Genomic DNA, 23,057 nt, shown 5'->3' on the forward strand with positions numbered 1-23,057 from the left:
TTTTGCACATCTCACCGCTTGTCAACAAAGAATAATTTATGCTATGAAATAAATTAATTAGCCGGTAATTGTTTCTTGTCCAGCCATATACGGACGCAATACTTCTGGGATAGTGATCGAGCCGTCGGCATTTTGATAATTTTCTAATACAGCGACTAACGTCCGTCCAACTGCTAGCCCTGATCCATTTAAGGTATGAACTAAACGTGTTTTTTTATCGCCTTTTGCTTTACAACGAGCAGACATCCGACGCGCTTGGAAATCCCACATATTTGAGCAAGAAGAAATTTCACGGTAAGTATTTTGTGCCGGTAACCAAACTTCTAAGTCATATGTTTTTGCTGAGCCAAAGCCCATATCGCCTGTGCATAGTAATACTTTACGGTAAGGTAAATTGAGTAGTTGTAAGATTTTTTCTGCTTGACCTGTTAATTCTTCAAGTGCTTCCATGGATTTTTCCGGTGCCACAATTTGTACTAATTCGACTTTTTCAAATTGATGCATACGTATTAGACCGCGTGTATCACGTCCATAAGAACCAGCTTCTGCACGGAAACAAGGTGTATGGGCAACGAGTTTAATTGGCAGCGTATCTTCATCTACAATTTCATCACGCACGAGATTGGTTAGTGGAACTTCAGCGGTGGGAATTAAACCATAAGGGCGTTGCACTTCATTAGGATCTTGTCCAGTTAATGGTTGAGTATGGAATAGATCTTCACCAAATTTTGGTAGTTGACCTGTGCCATACAAGGTGTCGTGATTGACCAATAAGGGGACATTTACTTCCATATAACCGTGTTGTTCGCTATGTAGATCTAACATAAATTGTGCTAATGCACGGTGTAAGCGGGCAATTTTGTCTTTCATTACAACAAAGCGACTTGCGGTTAACTTGACGCCTGTAGGAAAATCTATGCCTTTTAAGTTTTCACCAAGCGTGACGTGATCTTTGATCTCAAAATCAAATTGACGAGGTGTTCCCCAGCGTAATATTTCTTTATTTTGGCTATCATCTTTACCAAGCGGGACTTCTTCCGCCGGTAAATTTGGAATAGTTAACAATAATTCACGTATTTCACTTTGTACTTTATCTAATTCTGTTTTTGCTACTTCAAGCTGATTACCCATAGTGTCTACTTCAGCTAATAGTTGGCTAATGTTTTCACCACGTGCTTTAGCTGCGCCAATATTTTTCGAACGAGCATTACGTTCAGCTTGCAAGGTTTCCGTTGTGACTTGTAATGTTTTACGTTGTTCTTCAAGTGCTTTTACTTGGTTAACATCTAAGATGAAATTACGTTTTAATTTGAGCGCATTTGCAACATCGTCTAAATTAGTGCGAAGTAAATTTTGGTCGATCATTTAGTGTTCCTTGATATAAAAGATTATTTTTGCTTTTTTTAGAATAAAAAGATTCAATTATGAGCCACGTCCCGCATTTTTCATAATGCGTTGCTTAGTAACGTGCCATTCACGATCTTTAATATCTTCACGTTTATCGTGAAGTTTTTTGCCTTTCGCTAGCCCTAGCTTGACTTTCGCCCAAGCATTTTTCCAATAAAGCGAAAGTGCCACCACAGTCATTCCATCTCGATTTACTTTACCAAATAATGAGTCTAATTCTCTTTGATTTAATAGTAGCTTACGAGTACGTGTTGGATCTGCAACAATATGAGTAGAAGCCATATTTAATGGGGTAATTGTAGCGCCAAATAAAAAGGCTTCACCATGACGAAAAGTAACATAGCTATCACCGATATTTGCTTTACCTGCGCGTAAAGATTTAACTTCCCAGCCTTGCAATGCTAAACCTGCTTCAATTTCATCTTCAATAAAATATTCGTGGCGGGCTAGTTTGTTGAGTGCAATCGTGTTTGATGGGACTTTAGGTTTTTTTGCCATAGTTTCAAATGAAATAATAAAAAGTAATAATTGATTATAGCTTAAATTTAGATTTTTGCTATTTATCACCGCTTATTCTTGTGCCGATTCAAGACAAATTATGTATTATGCTAACATATCTGCCAGTAAAAATTGTAAGACGGCGTCCATTCGTAAGTGCGGAATAGGATCAGCAAAATCAATTTTTTTGGGTTCAAAAGGATCAAATTCAAAGCGGTTGAATTGCCAATAATTTGCATCAGGTAAACGGCTTGGCACGCTGCCTGGATAGAGGGTGACTTGTTTTTGATCACAAGAACGTATACCGCGAATGGCTTTAATTTGTTTATTGTCTTGCGTAACAATCACAGGATCAGTGGCACGGATAGCAGAAATAGCTTGATAGCCAATTTCAATCCCGTCAAATTCAGCATAACGACCGCCTTCTTGGACTAATTGTCGCATTAAACTTTCTAAATTGGCGATCTGATCGCTACTAATATGATCGCTCTTAGTGGCTAAAAATAATAACTTATCAATTTTAGCGGAGAATAAGCGGTGAAAAAGTGAACGATTGCCGTAATGAAAATGCTTAAATAGCTGTTGTAACCCAATTTTCATTTCGATAAATGCAGGGTAACCGTGATTCAGTGGTGTTAGGCAATCCGCCAAAATTACTTGCCGATCAAATTGTGAAAAATAGTCAGCATAAAATGGTTGAATAATCTTTTGTTGATAATAGCGGTAACGTTTTTTTAATATTTTGTAAGTGCTATTTTCGCTAGCAGTTTCTAGCCGTTGCCATTCTGCTTCTGATAAATGTAATAATGGAAAAAATTGAAAAACAGGTGCACCTTTAGCATTTTCTGCTGGTAGCACAAAACGCCCCGGCTGAATATATTGCATTCCTGCTGCTTTGCATTTAATTAAATAGGCGGTGTATATTTCGCTTAAATCAGCTAACTGATTTTCGTCCGCTTTAGCGAATAAATCAATTTTATTGACCGCTTCTAACCACGTTTTGGCTAAGGTAACGCGCTCCCCTTGATGTACAGCTTGTTGAGCTTGCGACCACTCTTTGAATGATTGTGATAACAACGGTAAATCTAATAACCATTCACCTGGGTAATCAAAAATATCTAAATAAAGTGTGCCTGTTTCTTTTACATACTTAAGTAAACTATTTTGGCGTTCATAACGAACGGCTAAGCGAATTTCACTGATACCGGTAGTGGATGGTGGCCAATGTGGCGGGCTATTCTCTAAATATTGACGATTGTGATCATATTCAAAACGTGGAATGGTTAAATCGCCCTGTTCAACACGTTTGACGGATAAAATTCTTCCATTACGCGCTGCGCCAAACAGATTAACGTGATCCGTTTGGTGTTTATTAATGTGTAATAGCTGATCGACAAAGCTTGTAATAAAGGCCGTTTTGCCACTTTGACTCAAGCCTGTTACGGCGATATGTAAGTGATTATTAAGCCCGCGTTGGATAAATTTATGTAGTTTATTTTGGATTTGATTAAGCATGGTTGCAGCCTTTGGCGTGATGAGTGAACGTTGTTGGTAGCCTAATAATTAGGCTATTTTTGCTCATTAGTTCGCTGGTGTGATTCTCGTAGCCGATTAGCCACTATTTGAATAGCTTCACCAGAACTGATACCTTGTTTCATCAGTTGTTGAATTTGTTCAACCGCAGCTTGTTGTTGTTCGTGAGTTAATGAAAGTAATGCCTTATCCATAAATGTTCCTAGTAAAAGAAATCAGTGAAATGCCAACCAAATTGGTTGAATAACATCTGCCATTGCTGATCAAGCGGTGCAGAAATGGTGATTTTTTGCAATGTTTTCGGGTGGTTAAAGTGTAGCAAACGAGCGTGTAACATTAAACGATTACAGCCCGTTTTTTCAGTTAATCGCCGGTTTTGATGTAAATCGCCATATTTCGTATCGCCCATGATCGGGTGAAATAAATGTTTCATATGCCGTCTAAGCTGATGTTTTCTGCCCGTTTTCGGTGATAATGCAACTAAACTATAACGCGTGGTCGCATATTTACCTGTGGAATAAGGCATCTCTACTTTTGCAAGATTTTGATAAAAAGTGACCGCTTGTTGCGCTGTTTTTGGTTGGGAAAATTTATCCGCAATTTTGTCTAATATCACTTTAAGTGGGTAATCAATTTCACCTTTTTCTGCGATATAGCCACGAACAATCGCAAGGTATTCTTTTTCGACTTTATGTTGTTCAAATTGTTCACTCATCAAGCGAGCCATTTCGCTATTTAAGGCAAACAAGAGTACGCCCGAAGTAGGGCGATCTAGCCGGTGAATAGGAAAAACGTGTTGGTTGATTTGATCACGCAATGTTTGCATCGCAAATAATGTTTCTGCTTTATCCAGCCACGAACGATGGACTAACATTCCCGCTGGTTTATTAATTGCAATCAGTTCATCATCACGGTATAAAATATCAAGTTCCATTAATCTTTCAGTAATAATTCAAGTAATAAAATAGGTTGCTGGATAGCCGGCAAGTATGTTTCTTGTTTTAACGCTTCTTCCAAATAAGGTGTAATTGAAAAATTACGTGGTAAATCAGCATCAGCATCTAATAAGGCATGCATTCGAGGAATAAATACCCACTGTAGCCACTCTGTTGCGGTTAGGCTACCTAAGCAAAAAGGCTGATCATTGGCTAATTGATCAAGACTCGGTGCGGTCACTTGCCATTGTTTATGTAGTCGCAAAGCAAGTTCTAAATCGTTTAAATGTTGTCTAACTTTGGTTTTCATTGTTGTAAAAGAGGATAAAAATAGTTGTTGAAATTTTAGCATTATCTCTCAACAATTCAACTTACTGACATTATTTAGTTTAAATAAGCCCGATTAATGGATAAGTTTCTCAATTATGGTGAAATATGCTAGTATATTGGCTATCTTTTTATTTTATTAAGAATAGTGAGGTCATAATGGGAACTTTCGGTTATTCAATGATGGCGGTTGTTGCTTCATTAGCGATGATTCTTATTTTAGTGAGTAATATTTTTTAGTCTGAAAGGTGCATTTTGCACCTTTTTTAATGGTTTTAAGCAACATTTTTTATGCATAAACTTACTTTCGCACAACTTTCATTCAATAGCGATAACACGCCTGTTTCTGAGCAGTTTGATGATATCTATTTTTCCACTGAAGATGGCGTACAAGAAAGTTATTACGTCTTTCAAGACGGCAATCAGTTATGGCAGAAATGGCAAAATCATCACCGTTCGGCTTTTGTGATCGCTGAAACAGGTTTTGGCACAGAGCTTAATTTTTTAGCGGTCGCGGAAAAGTTTCAACAGTTCCGATCTACCTTTCCCGACAGCCCACTTAAACTCTTGTATTTTATTTCATTTGAAAAGTATCCACTCACTCAGCAGCAATTAGCCGACATTCATCAACATTACCCGCAATTTACACAACTTTCTGCAAAGTTAATCGCTTGTTGGCAACCACGCCAAGCAGGTTGTCAACGTTATCACTTTGATGATGTGTATCTTGATATTTGGTTTGGCGAAATGTTAGAGAATCTACCTCAGCTAGGTGATTTATATAGCGAGACAGTGGACGCTTGGTTTCTAGATGGCTTTTCGCCAGATAAAAATCCAACAATGTGGCATGAACAACTGTATCAACATATGTTTCGTTTGACTAGAGTTGGTGGCTCATTTGCGACTTTTACTGCCGCTAGTCACGTTCGCCGAGGCTTACAAGCGGTCGGTTTTACGGTATATAAACGCAAAGGCTTTGCCAAAAAACGAGAAATGTTGTGCGGTGAAAAAGCTCAAGAGAGTCAAACGGCTGAAGTGAATTTCCCTTATTTTTATAGCCAGCCTGCAACTGTTAACGATGATATTGCTATTGTTGGTGGGGGCATCGCAAGCTTATTTGTGGCACTGTCTTTATTAGAAAGAGGCAAGCAAGTAACGCTATATTGCCAAGATAGCCAAGTCGCCCAAAAGGCGTCAGGCAATGCGCAAGGCGCTATTTATCCGCAATTAAGTGATGATGATCCACGAAATGTACGTTTTTATGTGCACTGTTTTGATTATGCCTTACAACGTTTAAAACAATTTGAAAAGCTCGTACCATTCGAACACGCCTTAACGGGAGTTGTATTATCGGCGTATAATGAAAAAACAGCACAAAAATTGCAAAAAATTGCTAGACAAACACAAGATCAGGACTTATTTAAATGGTGTCAAGCGGAGGAATTAACTGAATATCTTGGCGTTGCTATTGCCAATGAAGGGGCTTTTATTCCTCAAGCGGGTTGGTTATCGCCTGTACAATTTGTACAGCAAGCTTTTGCTTACTTGCAAACAAAAGGTTTGAAAATAGTGCTAAATCATACCGTTACTGATCCACAATTTGTTGAAGGCAAATGGCAGTGGCAATATCAAGGCGTGCAATTTGCACATCATATTTTAGTTTTAGCAAATGGGCATAGCTTCACGCAATTTAGTCAGGCAGAAGGTATTCCGCTTTATCCTGTTCGTGGTCAAGTGAGCCAAATACCCACCACGCCCGCATTACAAAAATTAAAATGTGTGATCTGTTACGATGGTTATTTAACACCTATGGCAACGGTGCGAGCCATGTGCGTGATAATACAGACATGGCTTTTTCAGCAATCGAACATCAGCAGAATTTAGCGAAGTTACAACAAAATATAGGGGCTTATCAGTGGACGCAAGGCATTGATTTATCAGCTAATTTAGCTAAGCAGGGGATAAGAGCCGCATTACGCGATCGTGTGCCAATGGTTGGCCCCATACCTCATTTTGCGGTCCAAAAACAACAATATAGCAATATATATAATTTATTACGCCGTAAACAAGCGGTTGAAAATGCAGTCAATTTTCCGCATTTGTATATGGTGAATGGTTTAGCATCACGTGGATTAACTACAGCGCCCTTACTCGGTGAAATGTTGGCTAGCTTGATTGTTAATGAGCCTATACCAATCAGCCAAGATATTTGGCACGCTTTGCTACCAAACCGCACTTGGTTGAGAAAATGGTTAAAAGGTTCAAACGTGGTTTAATCGTAACACAATAAAAAAACCTCGAAATGATTTCGAGGTTTTTTATGCGCAAGTTTACTTAATCACAAGGTAAAATTTTAATGGCTAAACCACCGGTTGAGGTTTCTCGGTATTTAGCATTCATATCTTTACCGGTTTCGTACATTGTTTCGATCACTTTATCTAGACTGACACACGGTTGTGTAGTCCGGCGTAGAGCCATACGGCTAGCATTGATTGCTTTAACTGATGCGATGGCATTACGTTCGATACAAGGGACTTGCACTTGGCCACTGACAGGATCGCAAGTTAAGCCTAGATTATGTTCCATACCAATTTCAGCTGCCATACATACTTGTTCAGGCGTACCTCCCATAATTTCAGTTAAACCAGCCGCAGCCATTGAACAAGCTACTCCCACTTCACCTTGGCAACCCACTTCAGCACCTGAAATAGAGGCATTCATTTTGTAGAGTGAACCAATTGCACTACATACTAATAAATAACACTCAATTTTTTCTTGATTTAATGGGGTAATAAATTGCTGATAATACGCTAATACTGCGGGGACAATACCGCAAGCACCGTTAGTTGGCGCAGTAACGACACGGCCACCGGCTGCATTTTCTTCATTAACCGCAAGGGCAAACATATTAACCCAGTCAATAATTTGCATTGGATCGGTATTAAATTTACCGGTTGATTCTAGGGTATGGCGTAATGATGGTGCTCGGCGAATAACTTTTAATGGGCCTGGTAATAAGCCCTCAGTATGTAAACCGTGCTCAATACAGGCTTCCATGGTTTTCCAAATCTTGGTTAAATAATCTGATATGGCTTGTTTATGATGTAATGCTATTTCATTTTTCCAAACTAAGCTAGAAAGCGGTAAGCCTTGATCATGGCAATGCTTAAGTAAATCTTCCGCATTTTTATAAGGAAAAGGCACATTCACATCGGCGTTAGTTTGTTGCTCAAAGTGTTCATCATCAACAATAAAGCCACCGCCAATAGAATAAAAGGTTTTTTCGTATAGCAGTGTTTCACCCGCAAAGGCTTTTAATGTCATACCATTTTCGTGGCGGGCTAAGAACTTGCTATGGAATGGCATATCATTATAGAAATCAAAATCAATTATTTTGGTTTCCGCTGGATTGGCTTCGGCAAGTACAAGTTTATGCTCTTGTTTTACTTGTTGAATGACGCTATCTATTCGTTCTATATCTACGTTATCTGGTAAATAGCCCATTAATCCCATTACTATTGCAATATCGGTGCTGTGGCCTCGACCGGTTAACGATAAAGAACCATAAACATCGGCAACTAAGCGCTCCGTTTTAGCTAAAAGTTTATGCTCACTTAATTCATCAACAAATTGCTTTGCTGCTTTCATTGGCCCAACAGTATGCGAACTAGAAGGACCAATACCCACTTTAAAAATATCAAATACACTAATCATAAGAAATGATTACCTTATGTTAAACAAGTAAAAATAAAAAGATAAAACAACAAACCCCATTATTGATTAAGAGATTTGTTGTTTTTCATACCGAGCGAATTATAACAAAATTACAGTAACCCGTATAGAATGGCTGAAATAGCAATAGATCCCATAATCGCAACAAAGATATTGCTAAATTGACCTTTATATTTTGCTAGTGCAGGCACAGTGTAAACGGCGTATACAGGCATAATGAATAGAATCATAGCAATAATTGGACCGCCTAAACTTTCAATGAAGCCAAGAATACTTGGATTAATAGTAGCCACAATCCAAAGAATTAAAAAGAATACGACTGCTGTAATTTTATGGATTTTATGTGAAGCGATAGGTTTATCACGCAATTGATTAACTAATCCTTCTAAACCTTCACGTGCACCTAAATAGTGCCCAAAGAATGAACTGCCGATAGCTAAGAAAGCAACAAATGGCCCTAAGTAAGAAATAATAGGATTATCGAATTTATTGGCTAAGTAAGACAAAATTGAAATATTTTGTATTTTTGCTTGTGCTAATTCTTCTGGAGTTAAGGTTAATACGCAGCTAAATACAAAGAACATTACAAATAGCACTAAAATCGTTGCGGTTGAACGTAATACTTTGCCTGATTCAACTTCCGTCTTTTGTGGATCTTGGTAATGTTTTTGTTGTGAAAGTGCAAAAGAAGAGATTGCAGGTGAATGGTTAAACGCAAACACTAAGACAGGAATAGTTAGCCATAAAGTGGTTATAAAATCACCTGTGGTTGGCATTTGTTGTAAAGCTGCGCCGTTCCATTCAGGAATAAGGTAAATAGATAAACCAAACAAAATGAAAACTAAAGGATAAACAAGATAAGTAGTAATTCTTAACATTGCTTGTTCATTCAGTAACATTACGCTAATTAATACGGCAATTAAGGCACCAGAAAGTAATGCTCTTGGTGGTGGTGTCATATGTAATTGGTTTGCAATAAATGAAGTTACAGTATTTGTAATGCCAACACCATAAATTAATAAGATAGGAAAAATTGCAAAGAAATAAAGTAAGGTAATAAATTTACCTGCTTGTTCACCGAAATGTTCACGTACTACACTAGTGATATCACTACCAGGTTTTTTCGAAGAAAGCACAAAACGAGTTAAACCTCGGTGAGCTAAATAAGTCATCGGACCAACTATTAAAGTCATAATAATGAGAGGATAAAAGCCACTCATACCAGCATTAATAGGTAAAAATAATACACCAGCGCCTACAGCGGTACCAAAAAGATTAAGCACCCAAGTCTTTGAAAAACGATTAGATGGTCTAACCATATCATACTCCTATATATTTAGAATTATTAAAATTTGAATGTATGATATATTTCTTAATATAACAAACAAGCAAAAAATCCTGATTTTGTGATGTGTATAAAACTAAGGCATTTGTTCTACAAGGTTAATGCTTTTTGTGTTTTTGACGTCTGAATAGCCCGAACGCCACACAAATAAAACTTAAGCTATAAATCAGCCAATGCCCAAATTGCCCGAAGAGTGTATGACCTTTTGTCGTGGCTATTTCAGCGGTTAGCGTATTTGTTTCAAACTGAGGAAGTTTTTTAATCACTTTACCATCAAAACCAACAACCGCCGTAATACCAGTATTGGCGGCACGTAATAAAGGTTTACCTAATTCTAATGCACGCATTCTTGCCATTTGCAAATGCTGCCAAGGGCCGATAGAATCACCAAACCAAGCATCATTAGTAATCGTAACTAAATAATCTGCCTGTTGAGCCAACTGGTTTTGTTGTAATTGATGGCCAAAAATCACTTCATAGCAAATGGCCATATTAAATTTTCCCTTATTTGTGAATAATGCAGGTTGGATAAAGGGGCCTTTTGATAAATTAACCGGTAGAATAAACACTTCACGCATCCAATCTAATAATGAACCAAATGGAACATATTCACCAAATGGTACTAAGTGATGCTTGTTATAACGTAGTGATTGATGGAGTTGATAAGGCTTAGTCTGGTTACCCAAAACTAAAGCACTATTGAATAATTGCTGTTGCTCATTTTCATACAAAGTCCCAATAATAATTTCTGTATTTTTAGCGGCAGCCATTTTCTGCAACTGATTGAGCAGCGGATTAATTTTTGACTCAAGCGCCGGAATAGCTGATTCTGGTAAAATGACTACCTCATTTCCAGCCAGTGATGAGTTAATTAGTTGTTGGTAAGTGCGCAATGTATTTTCAAAATGAGCAGGATCCCATTTGAGTTGTTGTTCAATATTTGCCTGAATCAGTGCGACTTTAACCGGTGGTTTTTGCTGATCAATTTGCACAAATTGCAGTAAATTTGATGCTAAAGAAAACCCAATAATAACCGCTATTTTAGTAAAAGTAGCTATTTTTCTAGTTGGATTTTTGACAATATCAACTAAATAACTACTTAATAAGATCACTAAAAAAGTTAACCCTTCAACACCGAAAATGGGCGCAAGTTGAGCAAAAGGGCTATCAATTTGTGTATAGCCAAATTGTAGCCAAGGAAAACCGGTAAAGACGACACCGCGTAGATATTCAGTAAATGTAAATAAACTTGCTAATACAAAAGGCGAAATCAACCCAAAGCGCCGTGCAAGGTAGCTAAATAACAGGTTATAAAGCCCAAGATAACTGGCAAGTAATAAAACCGCCAAATAACTAACGATTACCGGCACGCCACCGAATTGCGTCATACTGACATTGACCCACTGCACGCCAACACCAAAATAACCGATCGACCAGGCAAATGTTGCCAACATTGCTGTTTTACGTTCTACAAGCGTGGCTGCCCATATTAAACCTGCTGCAGAAAGATAGGCAACCAACCAAATATCAAAGGGAGAAAAAGCTAAGCAACCTATAGCACCTAGGCAGAATGACAGGATACAAGCAACGAGAATAGAAGGGTTTACAAGATTCATATTAAAGCATTTCTCAAAATGTAAAAGTGACCGCTTAGTTGTACAGTAGGCATTATTCTTCAAGGTCAGTAATCCGTTCCATCTGTTCTAATTGCTCATCAGATACCGTTATGCGTAATTGAATTAAACGGCGACTATCAGCCGAGGTGACTTTAAAATCAATCCCATGTAGATTGACTTGTTCGCCTCGTTGTGGCAAATGGCTAAACGCCTGCATCACTAAGCCACCAATTGTATCTACTTCTTCATCTACAAAATCAGTCGCAAATACAGCATTAAATTTTTCAATATCAGTTAAAGCGGATACTGCATAAGTATGGCGAGAGAGTTGGCGGATTGGTTCGATTTCTTCTTCATCAAATTCATCTTCAATATCCCCAACAATCTGTTCTAAAATATCTTCAATAGTTACCAGACCAGACACCGCTCCAAATTCATCTACCACGATCGCCATATGAAACCGCTCAGAACGGAATTCCTTTAGCATTCTATCTACCCGTTTACTTTCAGGCACAATGACCGCAGGGCGAAGCATTTTTTGCATATCAAAGGGGGCTGAGTCAGAACGTAAATATTTCAACAGATCTTTAGCCAGTAACATTCCTTGAATATTATCTTTACCATCATCGAGAATAACGGGAAAACGCGAGTGAGCTGATTCAATAATCAGATCAACACAAGCTTCAAGCGGTAAATTTGCATCAATATAAACAATTTGCGGACGCGGAATCATAATATCACGCACACGCAATTCAGAAATTTCCATTACGCCTTCCATCATCTCTTTTGTATCATTATCAATTAATTCGTTTTCTAATGAATCACGGATAACTTCTACTAAATCTTCACGATTTTTCGGTTCAGATTGGAATAAGCAACTAAATAGCGATTGTAAAAAAGACTTTTTTTCAGATGTTGTTATGTTTGGCAGTTCTTCACTCATTATTAAGTTCTCTTAATATTTTTTAATTTATTTTTATAACTATTTATTCAACAGCTTAAATATGTTTAGCATAGCATAATATAGCTGCTTCGCATATTCTTTGCCGAATGGTATAACAAATGTTGATAATCTCTCTTTTTGGTTATTTTTTATTACCAGATGTTATTCAATTTTTGAAGTTCTTCACATTTTTGCAAGACAAAATGTGCGTAATGTCACAAATCTAGACATTCTCATTTGCTAAAAATGAGCGTTTTTATATAGTGCAGCGCGAAAACGATTGCTTTTTCAAATATTCATTAATGCAAAGGTAAGGTGAAATTGATTAAGCTGAATTTGGCTTAAAATTATCCAAGGGGAACTATATATGCAAAATACCTTAAAGGGCGCCTGTATCGCAGAATGTATCGGTACTGGATTACTGATTTTCTTTGGCGTAGGTTGTGTAGCAGCCGCACAATTAGCCGGTGCAACATTAGGATTATGGGAAATTTCTATTATCTGGGGTATTGGTGTTGCACTAGCAGTATATGCTACAGCCGGTGTTTCAGGTGCACATTTAAATCCCGCAGTAACGATCGCATTGTGGAAATTTGCTTGTTTTGATGGCAAAAAAGTCCTGCCTTATATTATTGCACAATGTTTAGGTGCTTTTTTAGCTGCGGCACTTGTTTATTTTCTATATAAAGATCTCTTTGTAGTAGCAGAAACAGCTAAAAATATTGTACGTGGTGAAAGTGTTGGTTTTGCTAGCGTATTTTCAACTTACCCAAATCCAAATATCAGTGTATTGCAAGCGTTCTTTGTAGAAACAGTGATCACAATGGTATTAATGGGCTTAATTCTAGCGTTAACTGATGACGGTAACGGATTACCGAAAGGTCCAATAGCGCCCTTTTTAATTGGCTTATTAATTGCCACCTTAGGGGGGGCTTTTGGTCCACTGACTGGTTTTGCGATGAATCCAGCGCGTGATTTCGGCCCTAAAGTATTTGCATTCCTAGCTGGTTGGGGCGAGGTGGCGTTTACCGGTGCGCGTGAAATTCCTTATTTTATCGTACCCATTTTTGCACCAATTATCGGCGCATTACTTGGTGCATGGGGCTATCAGCGTTTCATTGGTAAAAATTTACCATGTAATTGCAAATAGTTTTTGATTACGGATTTAACAAAATTTAGGGTGATTATTATGATGAAAGAATACATTATCGCATTAGACCAAGGCACTACTAGCTCACGCGCGGTATTACTCGATAAAAATGCTAATATTGTGGAAGTGGCACAACGTGAGTTTACACAAATTTATCCTCAACCAGGTTGGGTGGAACATAACCCAATGGAAATTTGGGCAAGCCAAAGTTCAACCTTGAATGAAGTGGTGGCAAAAGCGGGCATTGCCCCAGCAAAAATTGCCGCTATTGGTATTACCAACCAACGCGAAACCACCATTGTATGGGAAAAAGCGACCGGTAAACCAATATATAATGCAATTGTATGGCAATGTCGCCGTACAGCGGATATTTGTAGTCAATTAAAAGCAGACGGTCACGCAGAATATATCCGTAAAACCACCGGTTTAGTTGTTGATCCTTATTTTTCTGGTACTAAAGTAAAATGGATTTTAGATAATGTTGAAGGTGCAAGAGAAAAAGCAGAAAAAGGTGAATTATTATTTGGCACAGTTGATACTTGGTTAGTTTGGAAATTAACGCAAGGCCATGTTCATGTGACAGATTATACCAATGCTTCGCGTACCATGTTATTTAACATTCATACTAAGCAATGGGATGAAAAAATGTTGCAACTGCTTAACATCCTTCATTCAATGTTACCTGAAGTAAAAAATTCATCTGAAATCTATGGCCAAACCAATATTGGCGGTCAAGGTGGTATTCGCATTCCGGTGGCGGGTATTGCCGGCGATCAACAAGCTGCGCTGTATGGCCATCTATGTGTAGAAGCGGGACAAGCAAAAAATACATACGGTACCGGTTGCTTTATGTTAATGAATACAGGCAATCAAGCGGTTGAATCTAACAATGGTTTGCTGACTACTATTGCATGTAACGCTAAAGGTGAGCCTTGCTATGCGTTAGAAGGTTCAATTTTTATGGGCGGTGCTTCCATTCAATGGTTACGTGATGAACTCAAAATTATTCACGATAGCCTAGATTCAGAATATTTTGCGAATAAAGTAGAAAGCTCAAATGGCGTATATGTCGTGCCAGCCTTTACAGGCTTAGGCGCACCTTATTGGGATCCGTATGCTAGAGGCGCTATTTTTGGCTTATCTAGAGGATCAAACCGTAATCACATTGTACGCGCTACTTTAGAATCAATTGCTTACCAAACCCGAGAAGTGCTTGACGCTATGCAAGTAGATAGCGGGAAAAAATTAGCTACGTTAAGAGTTGATGGTGGAGCAGTAGCAAATAACTTCCTCATGCAATTCCAAGCGGATATTTTAAATGCCAATGTAGAACGACCAGTCATTCGTGAAGTGACCGCTTTAGGTGCCGCTTATTTGGCAGGTCTAGCGACAGGTTTTTGGCAAGATCTACAAGAGTTGCGAGGTAAAGCTTCCATAGAGCGTATTTTTATTCCTGATCAAGATGAACAGAAACGAACCAAACATTATACAGGTTGGAAAAAAGCAGTTCAACGTGTCTTAGAATGGGAACAAGAAAATATAGTAGATTAATGCTTAAAAGCGGTCTAAATTAGACATAAATTGACTAAATTAGACCGCTTACTCAATAACAATAAAAAAGGGCTTCACATCAAGCCCTTTTATTTATATTAGTAAATATTATTGAATAGCTGTTTTTGAACGCGTTTTTCTTACTTTAATACCCGCAGATTTTGCCGGCATAATTTCAATGCCCGCAGGCGGATTTTCTAACGCAATGGCTAACACCTCATCAATAGTTTCAACGGCATGAATCATTAATGAATTTTTCGCATTTGCTGGAATCTCCTCAAGATCTTTTTCATTATCTTTAGGAATAATAACGGTAGTAATGCCACCACGATGCGCCGCCAGCAATTTTTCTTTCAAGCCACCAATCGGCAATACTTTACCACGCAAGCTAATTTCACCCGTCATTGCCACAGTGGCACGCACCGGATTACCCGTTAGGCTAGAGATTAATGCAGTACACATCGCAATACCGGCACTAGGACCATCTTTTGGTGTTGCACCATCAGGCACGTGAATATGGATATCCCGTTTTTCGTGAAAGTTTTCAGCAATACCCAATTTCTTTGCCCTAGCACGAACGACCATCATTGCTGCTTGAATCGACTCTTTCATCACGTCACCAAGCGACCCCGTATAAGATAATTTCCCTTTACCGGCCACAGAAGCGGTTTCAATAGTCAGTAAATCACCGCCTACCTCAGTCCACGCTAATCCCGTGACTTCACCAACACGATTTTGAGTATCCATTTTACCGTAGTCAAAACGTTTTACGCCCAAATAGTCTTGAATGTTCTTATCAGTAACGGTAATTTTTTTAGTCTTATTATCTAAGATTAATGCTTTCACAGCTTTACGACAAATTTTAGCAATTTCACGCTCTAAAGCACGAACACCAGCTTCACGCGTGTAATAACGGATAATACTTAAAATAGCACTTTCTTTAATCTGTAATTCACCCGCTTTAAGCCCGTTATTTTCTTGTTGTTTTGCGATTAACTGTTCTTGGGCAATATGCATTTTTTCATCTTCAGTATAGCCAGAAAGACGAATAACCTCCATCCGATCCAATAACGCCGGTGGAATATTCATTGAATTTGATGTTGCCACAAACATGACATCAGATAAATCATAATCAACTTCGAGATAATGATCATTAAAAGTATTATTTTGCTCCGGATCTAATACTTCAAGTAAGGCAGAAGCGGGATCTCCACGCATATCTTGCGCCATTTTATCGATCTCATCGAGCAAGAATAGCGGGTTTTTAACCCCCACTTTTGCCATTTTCATCATCAACTGACCAGGCATAGAACCAATATAAGTACGACGATGACCACGGATTTCTGCTTCATCACGAACACCACCTAATGCCATACGTACATATTTACGCCCTGTTGCATTTGCAATTGATTTACCTAAAGACGTTTTACCCACCCCAGGTGGCCCGACTAAGCATAAAATTGGCCCTTTCAATTTATTTAAACGGCTCTGCACCGCCAAATATTCAACAATACGTTCTTTAACACGCTCTAAACCATAATGATCTTTATCTAAAACCGCTTGCGCTTGTGGTAAATCTTTCTTAACTGCCGACTTTTTATGCCAAGGAATTTGTAAAACCCAATCAATATAACTTCTTACTACCGTCGCTTCAGAAGAGCTTTGTGGCATCGCGTTTAATTTTTTGAATTCTGAATCTAATTTTTCTTTTACTGCAACAGGTAATTTAGTAGCATCAATTTTATCTTTAAGTTTATCTAATTCACTTTGCTCCGCATCCTCACCATCATTTAATTCTTTTTGAATCGCTTTAATTTGCTCATTCAAATAATAATCACGTTGGTTTTTCTCCATTTGCTGCTTGACGCGATTACGAATCCGATTTTCCGTTTCAAGCGAATCTATTTCCGTTGCCATTGCAATTAATAATGCTTCAAAACGAGTAATTAAATTAGTTTCTTCTAACCACGCTTGTTTACTTTTTACTGGAGCGATCAAATTTGACGAAATAGTATCCGCTAAGCGTTCTGCGGAAGAAATTTTTTGTAATTTTGGTAAAATTTCAGCAGGAATTTTCTTATTATTTTTAACGTAGTTTTCAAACTCATTGGTCGTAAGTTTAGCGATAGCGGTTAATTCTTCATTATTTTTAGTGGTTTTAGACAATAATGGTTGCACCACCGCCCATAAACCATTTTCATCATCGTGAATCTGCTCAATTTTGGCACGTTGTTGCCCTTCCACTAGCACTTTAACCGTCCCATCAGGCAGGTTTAGCATTTGAATAATATTCGCAATAATACCAACGTGGTGAACATCATCAGTAGATGGATCTTCCTTATTAGGATCTTGCTGAGTCACTAGAAAGAGTTGCTTATTTGAATCCATTGCTAGATGCAGTGCTTGGATTGATTTTTCACGGCCTACAAATAGAGGCATTACCATATAAGGAAACACCACTACATCACGTAGCGGCAAGAGCGGTAATGCAATAGATTTTTTAGTTCTTTGAGCCATATTTCTTTAAATTTCCTATTTATTTTTTATTAAATTAGTTTCAAAAAGTTAATTTATCCATTATGGGGGTGAAATTTGGAAAAACAAGCAGAAATTTGATTAAAATTAAAAAATAGGGAAACAAATATAAATTTATTTCCCTATCCTATAGTAATGACTAACTAATTTTAAATATAGCGATCAATTTTTCTCTTTATTTACCATAATGGTCTTCTAATTTGGCTTTATGTTTGCCTTCTTCAACCATCACAATAAACATCAATAACACAGCTAAGATACCGCCTGTAATCATTACATAGAAACCGCCATCCCAGCCATAGTATTCCGCAGCCCAACCAACAACCGCTGATGCAGAAACCGTACCGCCTAAATAACCAAATAACCCCGTGAAGCCTGCTGAAGTACCGGCTGCTTTTTTGGGTGCTAATTCAAGGGCGTGTAAACCGATTAACATTACTGGGCCATAGATTAAGAAACCAACAGTAGTCATTAAAATGAAGTCCATTAATTGATATGGATTATCATAGAAAGGACGACCGGCATATTGTGTTAATTCTGCTTCAGGTGTAGCCGGATTTTTCCACAATGCAATTACCGCGATAGTCGTTAAAATCATGAAAATAAAACCAGTCACACCACGTTTACCTTTGAACACTTTATCAGATATCCAACCGCATAATAAAGTACCAGGAATAGCAGCTAATTCATAAATTGTATAAGCCCAAGCGGTCCCTTTTATATTGAAATGTTTCACTTCACCTAAATAAACAGGAGACCATTTCAAAATACCGTAACGAATTAAATAGACAAACACATTAGCAATAGCGATATACCACAATAATTTATTTTTTAATACGTAATTAACAAAAATCTCTTTAGTGGTTAAATCTTGCTCAGCGGTTTTTTCATCATAATCATCTGGGTAATCGTTTTTCCATTTTTCGATTGGCGGCAAGCCACAAGATTGCGGCGTATCTTTCATCACCAAATATACAGGAATAGCGGCAATCATTGCAGCAATACCCGGATAATAGAGCGCTTGTTGCCATACATCTTTCGCCGTTGCATGTTCACCAGTATTACTAAAATAAATTGCACTTGCTAATAGCACCATCGCACCCGGCACCATACCACCGACATTATGTGCACAATTCCAAATCGACACAATAGTACCGCGTTCAGATTTAGACCACCAATGCACCATAGTCCGACCGCATGGAGGCCAACCCATACCTTGGAACCAACCATTTAAGAAAATCATAATGAACATTACCGCAATGCCTGAAGTTGCCCAAGGCATTAATCCCATCATGGTCATACATAAGCCAGAAAGTAACAAACCAAACGGCAAAAATACTTTTGGATTAGAACGGTCTGACATACCCGCCATCACAAATTTTGATAAACCATATGCTAAACCGGCACCGGTTCCGATAATACCAAGTTCAGCTTTATTATAAAGACCGGCCTCAATCAGCCCTTTTTGTGCTAAATCGAAATTAGCGCGTACAAAATAATAAGCGGCATAGCCAAAGAAAATACCCGCAAAAACTTGCCAACGTAAGAATTTATATCTTGCATCTATTTTATTTGCGGGTAATTCCGCAATATGAGGGGCTGGTTTAAATGGACCAAACATATAATAATACTCCAATATGTTATTGTATATTTAAGAAAAAGTTCGATATTTGAATAACTTAACCACATAATAAAAAAGACATACCACCCACTTTTATTAATGGCGAAATAACTCACATTTTTATGCATTATTTAACATTTTCAAGCTAAAAATGTTAGCGTTTTTAAAAGTAGCAATATTTCTTATGAACTATGCTGAAAGATTATTTTAAATTATTTATGCATTTTTAAAAACTGCACACCCGTATCTGGGAAGTCAGTAAAAATACCTGTTGCACCAGATTTATTTAATAACGCATCATACATTTCATTCACATCACCAAAGAAATCAGGCAATGCATCTTTACGGACAGTGTATGGATGAAGCTCCATTTTATATTTCGCTAATTCTTTAACAAGCGGTGTAAATTTTACATCACCTGGTTTAGACGCTTTATCATCCACTAACATATACCAACCAGGCCCAACACCATCAGCATATTTTGCCACTTCTGCCATAGCGCCATCTTTAAACATCCAATCATAGTTGTAATTAACCCATTTACCGCTAGCATTTTTTTCTTCAGTTTCATGCCAGTCTGTGTAAGCAATTAATTGCACCAATTTCAGATCCATATTCATTTTTGGCAATAATTCAGTTTTAATCCGTTTTAACTCATTAAAATCGAATGTTTGTAAATAAACCCGATCGCTTTTTTTATCGTAACCATATTTTTTCAATACCTTTAAGGTTTCTAAAGCGATATCTTTACCTTCTTGGTGATGTAACCAAGGTGCTTTAATTTCCGGATAAATACCAATTTTTCTACCAGTCGATTTTTCTAAACCTTGAATAAATTCAATTTCATCTTCAAACGTATGAATACGGAAATGCGATTTCCACATAGGGAAACGGTTTGGATAAACTTGCACTTGTTCGCCTTTTTCCGTTTTGAAGTTTTCAGTCATTTCTAATGTTTGAATTTCAGCTAACGTAAAGTCAGCAACATAGTAACGACCATCTTTACGCGCACGTTTTGGGAATTTTTTCGCCACATCAGTTAAACCATCTAAAAAATGGTCATGAATCACGATTAAACGATTATCTTTTGTCATTGCAAGATCTTGTTCTAAATAGTCCGCTTGTTGAGCAAAAGCCAAAGCTTTAGATTCGAGGGTATGTTCAGGTAAGTAACCACTAGCACCACGATGCGCGATAATAATTTTGTCTGATTTAGCCATTTCAGCTGACTGATAAGTGGTACAAGCAGTAAGTATAGTTCCGGCAATTAAAGTGATTGCTAATATTCTTATTTTCATATTTCCTCCTTATTGAATAAGATAACTATTTGTTTTCAAAGAATATCGTAAGCATAGCGTAATTGTTAAAATCGCCAAGTAAATTTCTTCAAAAATGTGATCAATACCACAAATATTTGTTAAAACGGTTTATTTTATGGATAAAATCAGAAATTTTTTATGTAAACTGTGTACTTTTAAGGTAAATTAATGTATGTTTTCGGCTCGATTTTATTCAGTGAGAACTTTACAAATATGAAAATAAAAAATAACAGTGTGAATTCAAAGATAATTTTATCTTATTTATTTATGCTTTCAGGTGTTGCAACATCCGGTTATTCGGAGCAATCGAATAATCCAAAATTAGAGTTGACAGAAGATTTAATTAAGCAAGCTAGAGAAGCCGATCCATTAAATCAAGAGCTCCCTCATATTAAAAATAAAGAGGCTTATGAAAACACTAATCAACAACTTGAAAGAGCAGAGCAATTTCTTACCGCTGAAAAGTCATCAGAAAACGTAAAGTTTGAACAACAAAATACGGCACAAAAAGCAACGATTAAAACGGTGACGATTGATATGGGTGACAAAAAGACTAAAATTGATTTTGGCAGCATCACTAAACAATATATTGGTCAATCACTGAATAAAAAAGTTATTTTTAGCTTAGTAAAATCGTTAACTGAAGCATTACATAAAGCCGGTTATTCAACGAGCGGCATTACCCTAAAACAGGCAGAGGCTAAAACGGGTAAGCTAGAGTTCAATATCGTATGGGGAACAGTCGATAAATTTTTAGTCTCAGGTAAAGCGCCGGCTACTTTTCGTGAAAAAGCCATGTTATTTGTCTTACCCAACTTAAGCGGTAAGATTTTTAGTATTCATGATGTAGACCAACTCGTGGAAGTGCTCAACACCGCGAGTAAGCGGGCTGAAATCAAAGTGTTAGCGAGTAAAACATACGGTAAATCTAATTTAAATATATTGACTCAACGAACGAGAGAGTGGCCAAGTGTCACGCTTGGTATCAATAACTCAGGTACAGAGAATAACCAAAACGGCCGAAACCAAACGACATTAAATCTTGGCGGGAGCGACTTATTAGGTACGAACGACGTTTGGTCATTTCAAACTAGTTATCGCTTATATAAAGAAATCAAAAAGAATAATCAACAGAACTTCTCTTTAAGTTACATTCAGCCATTTTCTTATTACACACTTGAAATGAAAGCCTCCCAATCAGATTACGACAAAGAATTGATTGGCTTTTACACTTATCCATCATCAGGAAAAACACAGACAGCTAATATCAGACTATCAAAATTACTCAAACGTAATAAAGACGTTATCTTATTGAGCTATGGAGAATTAGAGTTTAGAAGACGCAAAAGCTATGTTGCCAACCGCCTAGTTACAAATGTTCGCCATAGTAAAGCGACAGTTGGTTTTTCATATATAGGCCAGCTATGGAAAGGTAAATTATATACTGATATTTCTTTTGCCACTGCGTTAAATTGGTTTAAATCAAATAGATTAGCTTATGATGATAGCAGTGAAACGACCTTACGCTTAGTGTCTACCTCAATTAACTGGTATCGACCTATTAACTTTTTTAAACGAAATGCAAACTACCATATGCGCATTGGTGCGCAATATGGTTTTTCTAGTTTATATTCAGACAACCAATTCTCAATCGGAGATGAATATACCGTCCGCGGCTTTAAAGGTAACTCGGTAGTTGGAGATAAAGGGGTGTATTTGTCACAAACATTAACATTACCATTTTTTTCAAAGAAACAATATGGTTCATCTATCTCGCCTTTTATTGGGGTAGATATGGGTTATGTTGCACAACGTAAGCCGAAAAAGCAGGACAATATACTAGTCGGTATGGCATTGGGTATCAAAGCAAGGATTAAAAATTTATCATTATCATTTACCTATGGAATACCGCTTAAAGGTTTTGACAAAACAAGTAAGGTGAAGCGTCACGTATATTATGTGAATGGTTCAATCAGTTTTTAACCACAACTACAAAGTAAAATTTGAAAGGAAATTACTATGAACAACAAACGTTATAAACTAATTTTTAGTAAAGTAAAAAATTGCCTTGTACCGGTTGCTGAAAACATTAAATCTGCCTCAGGTAACAGCAGTTCATCATCAAATAGCAAAATTGCGGAAGATCAAGAAGAGGAATCAGACCCACTGACGTGTTCGTTAAGTCCGCTGTCTTCATCCATTCATTTAGGTTTACACAACCATTCGCCATTAAAAGTATTTAAAGGCAAGAACCTTTCAGTTGTCTTGCTTTCACTTATGCCAGCTATGCAGGTTTTAGCAGACCCATCTAATAATGCAATCGTTGATAATTCTCACGGAGTAAAACAAACCGCTGTGGATGAGCGCGTACCTGATAGTGGTAAAGAAAAAGTAGTTGTAATTAATATAGCTAAACCGGATGAACAGGGTATTTCAGATAATCGCTTTAGCAAGTTTAATATCCCAAATAGTGCCGTATTTAATAACTCAATTGAACAGCAAGGGCATTCTGAATTAGTGGGTTTTTTAAGTAAAAACCCAAATT

At 37.5% G+C, this 23,057-nt stretch carries 17 protein-coding genes and 1 pseudogene; 5 read left to right on the forward strand and 13 right to left on the reverse strand.

All coding sequences use genetic code 11. The annotated features are described in order from the left end of the window. Positions 1-57 precede the first annotated feature (57 nt). The 6 genes from serS to BMX01_RS01160 form a co-directional block, all read right to left on the reverse strand. Positions 58-1,365: a serine--tRNA ligase gene (gene serS / locus BMX01_RS01135; RefSeq protein ID WP_064081935.1), complete on the reverse strand. Its 1,308-nt coding sequence runs from the start codon at positions 1,363-1,365 to the stop codon at positions 58-60. A 57-nt stretch (positions 1,366-1,422) separates the two neighbouring features. Beyond that, positions 1,423-1,905: an SsrA-binding protein SmpB gene (smpB, locus tag BMX01_RS01140; RefSeq protein WP_064082998.1), complete on the reverse strand. Its 483-nt coding sequence runs from the start codon at positions 1,903-1,905 to the stop codon at positions 1,423-1,425. 105 nt (positions 1,906-2,010) lie between these two features. Continuing rightward, positions 2,011-3,420, reverse strand: a complete 1,410-nt coding sequence (locus tag BMX01_RS01145) for a YcjX family GTP-binding protein (RefSeq protein ID WP_064083322.1) — start codon at positions 3,418-3,420, stop codon at positions 2,011-2,013. 53 nt (positions 3,421-3,473) lie between these two features. After that, the gene (locus BMX01_RS01150) at positions 3,474-3,632 is read right to left on the reverse strand and encodes a YoaH family protein (protein WP_010945047.1); all 159 of its coding nucleotides are present in this window, start codon (positions 3,630-3,632) and stop codon (positions 3,474-3,476) included. Between the two features lie 8 nt (positions 3,633-3,640). Continuing rightward, the gene (gene truC, locus BMX01_RS01155; protein WP_064081933.1) at positions 3,641-4,372 is read right to left on the reverse strand and encodes a tRNA pseudouridine(65) synthase TruC; all 732 of its coding nucleotides are present in this window, start codon (positions 4,370-4,372) and stop codon (positions 3,641-3,643) included. Beyond that, positions 4,372-4,683: a YqcC family protein gene (locus BMX01_RS01160; protein ID WP_064083430.1), complete on the reverse strand. Its 312-nt coding sequence runs from the start codon at positions 4,681-4,683 to the stop codon at positions 4,372-4,374. Before BMX01_RS01160 ends, truC begins: the two co-directional genes overlap by 1 nt. A gap of 308 nt (positions 4,684-4,991) precedes the next feature. On the opposite strand from BMX01_RS01160, the pseudogene mnmC reads away from it, so the two are divergent. Further along, positions 4,992-6,976 (forward strand): annotated as a pseudogene (mnmC, locus tag BMX01_RS01165) (bifunctional tRNA (5-methylaminomethyl-2-thiouridine)(34)-methyltransferase MnmD/FAD-dependent 5-carboxymethylaminomethyl-2-thiouridine(34) oxidoreductase MnmC). 58 nt (positions 6,977-7,034) lie between these two features. Here mnmC and BMX01_RS01170 read toward each other — a convergent pair. The 4 genes from BMX01_RS01170 to corC all read right to left on the reverse strand — a co-directional run bounded on the left by BMX01_RS01170 (position 7,035) and on the right by corC (position 12,336). Further along, entirely contained in the window at positions 7,035-8,414 is a 1,380-nt protein-coding gene (locus tag BMX01_RS01170) for an L-serine ammonia-lyase (protein WP_064081931.1), read from the reverse strand. Positions 8,415-8,524: 110 nt separating this feature from the next. Beyond that, positions 8,525-9,751, reverse strand: a complete 1,227-nt coding sequence (locus tag BMX01_RS01175; RefSeq protein WP_064081930.1) for a serine/threonine transporter — start codon at positions 9,749-9,751, stop codon at positions 8,525-8,527. Positions 9,752-9,875: 124 nt separating this feature from the next. After that, positions 9,876-11,393: an apolipoprotein N-acyltransferase gene (lnt, locus tag BMX01_RS01180; protein ID WP_064081929.1), complete on the reverse strand. Its 1,518-nt coding sequence runs from the start codon at positions 11,391-11,393 to the stop codon at positions 9,876-9,878. Positions 11,394-11,445: 52 nt separating this feature from the next. Further along, positions 11,446-12,336 (reverse strand): CNNM family magnesium/cobalt transport protein CorC, encoded by an 891-nt coding sequence (gene corC, locus BMX01_RS01185; protein ID WP_064081928.1) that lies wholly within the window; start codon positions 12,334-12,336, stop codon positions 11,446-11,448. Positions 12,337-12,703: 367 nt separating this feature from the next. Between corC and BMX01_RS01190 the strand changes: the two genes are divergently transcribed. Then, positions 12,704-13,486 (forward strand): MIP/aquaporin family protein, encoded by a 783-nt coding sequence (locus BMX01_RS01190; protein WP_064081927.1) that lies wholly within the window; start codon positions 12,704-12,706, stop codon positions 13,484-13,486. Between the two features lie 39 nt (positions 13,487-13,525). After that, the gene (glpK, locus tag BMX01_RS01195; RefSeq protein WP_074647600.1) at positions 13,526-15,037 is read left to right on the forward strand and encodes a glycerol kinase GlpK; all 1,512 of its coding nucleotides are present in this window, start codon (positions 13,526-13,528) and stop codon (positions 15,035-15,037) included. Positions 15,038-15,145: 108 nt separating this feature from the next. Here the strand turns inward: glpK and lon are convergent, their stop codons facing one another. The 3 genes from lon to glpQ form a co-directional block, all read right to left on the reverse strand. After that, entirely contained in the window at positions 15,146-17,554 is a 2,409-nt protein-coding gene (gene lon, locus BMX01_RS01200) for an endopeptidase La (RefSeq protein ID WP_074647603.1), read from the reverse strand. Between the two features lie 193 nt (positions 17,555-17,747). Then, positions 17,748-19,193 carry a glycerol-3-phosphate transporter gene (glpT, locus tag BMX01_RS01205; protein ID WP_064081924.1) on the reverse strand — a complete coding sequence of 482 codons (1,446 nt, stop codon included), beginning with the start codon at positions 19,191-19,193 and terminating at the stop codon, positions 17,748-17,750. Between the two features lie 212 nt (positions 19,194-19,405). Beyond that, positions 19,406-20,491: a glycerophosphodiester phosphodiesterase gene (gene glpQ / locus BMX01_RS01210; RefSeq protein ID WP_064081923.1), complete on the reverse strand. Its 1,086-nt coding sequence runs from the start codon at positions 20,489-20,491 to the stop codon at positions 19,406-19,408. Positions 20,492-20,746: 255 nt separating this feature from the next. Here glpQ and BMX01_RS01215 point away from each other — a divergent pair, with 255 nt between their 5' ends. After that, entirely contained in the window at positions 20,747-22,495 is a 1,749-nt protein-coding gene (locus BMX01_RS01215) for a ShlB/FhaC/HecB family hemolysin secretion/activation protein (RefSeq protein WP_234946418.1), read from the forward strand. A 36-nt stretch (positions 22,496-22,531) separates the two neighbouring features. Continuing rightward, positions 22,532-23,057 (forward strand): two-partner secretion domain-containing protein (locus BMX01_RS01220; protein WP_143413413.1); only part of this gene is annotated, 526 nt, incomplete at its 3' end.

The sequence above is a fragment of the [Haemophilus] ducreyi genome, assembly GCF_900109315.1.
In the GTDB taxonomy this organism is placed as follows: Bacteria; Pseudomonadota; Gammaproteobacteria; order Enterobacterales; family Pasteurellaceae; genus Haemophilus_B; species Haemophilus_B ducreyi.

Excerpts from the sequence above, each read along its gene's own strand:
- BMX01_RS01170 (WP_064081931.1), bottom strand. The coding sequence starts at position 8,414 with ATGATTAGTGTATTTGATATTTTTAAAGTGGGTATTGGTCCTTCTAGT.
- truC (WP_064081933.1), bottom strand. The coding sequence starts at position 4,372 with ATGGAACTTGATATTTTATACCGTGATGATGAACTGATTGCAATTAAT.
- BMX01_RS01190 (WP_064081927.1), top strand. The coding sequence starts at position 12,704 with ATGCAAAATACCTTAAAGGGCGCCTGTATCGCAGAATGTATCGGTACT.
- glpT (WP_064081924.1), bottom strand. The coding sequence starts at position 19,193 with ATGTTTGGTCCATTTAAACCAGCCCCTCATATTGCGGAATTACCCGCA.
- BMX01_RS01175 (WP_064081930.1), bottom strand. The coding sequence starts at position 9,751 with ATGGTTAGACCATCTAATCGTTTTTCAAAGACTTGGGTGCTTAATCTT.
- smpB (WP_064082998.1), bottom strand. The coding sequence starts at position 1,905 with ATGGCAAAAAAACCTAAAGTCCCATCAAACACGATTGCACTCAACAAA.
- BMX01_RS01145 (WP_064083322.1), bottom strand. The coding sequence starts at position 3,420 with ATGCTTAATCAAATCCAAAATAAACTACATAAATTTATCCAACGCGGG.
- serS (WP_064081935.1), bottom strand. The coding sequence starts at position 1,365 with ATGATCGACCAAAATTTACTTCGCACTAATTTAGACGATGTTGCAAAT.
- lon (WP_074647603.1), bottom strand. The coding sequence starts at position 17,554 with ATGGCTCAAAGAACTAAAAAATCTATTGCATTACCGCTCTTGCCGCTA.
- corC (WP_064081928.1), bottom strand. The coding sequence starts at position 12,336 with ATGAGTGAAGAACTGCCAAACATAACAACATCTGAAAAAAAGTCTTTT.
- BMX01_RS01150 (WP_010945047.1), bottom strand. The coding sequence starts at position 3,632 with ATGGATAAGGCATTACTTTCATTAACTCACGAACAACAACAAGCTGCG.
- glpQ (WP_064081923.1), bottom strand. The coding sequence starts at position 20,491 with ATGAAAATAAGAATATTAGCAATCACTTTAATTGCCGGAACTATACTT.
- BMX01_RS01160 (WP_064083430.1), bottom strand. The coding sequence starts at position 4,683 with ATGAAAACCAAAGTTAGACAACATTTAAACGATTTAGAACTTGCTTTG.
- lnt (WP_064081929.1), bottom strand. The coding sequence starts at position 11,393 with ATGAATCTTGTAAACCCTTCTATTCTCGTTGCTTGTATCCTGTCATTC.
- glpK (WP_074647600.1), top strand. The coding sequence starts at position 13,526 with ATGATGAAAGAATACATTATCGCATTAGACCAAGGCACTACTAGCTCA.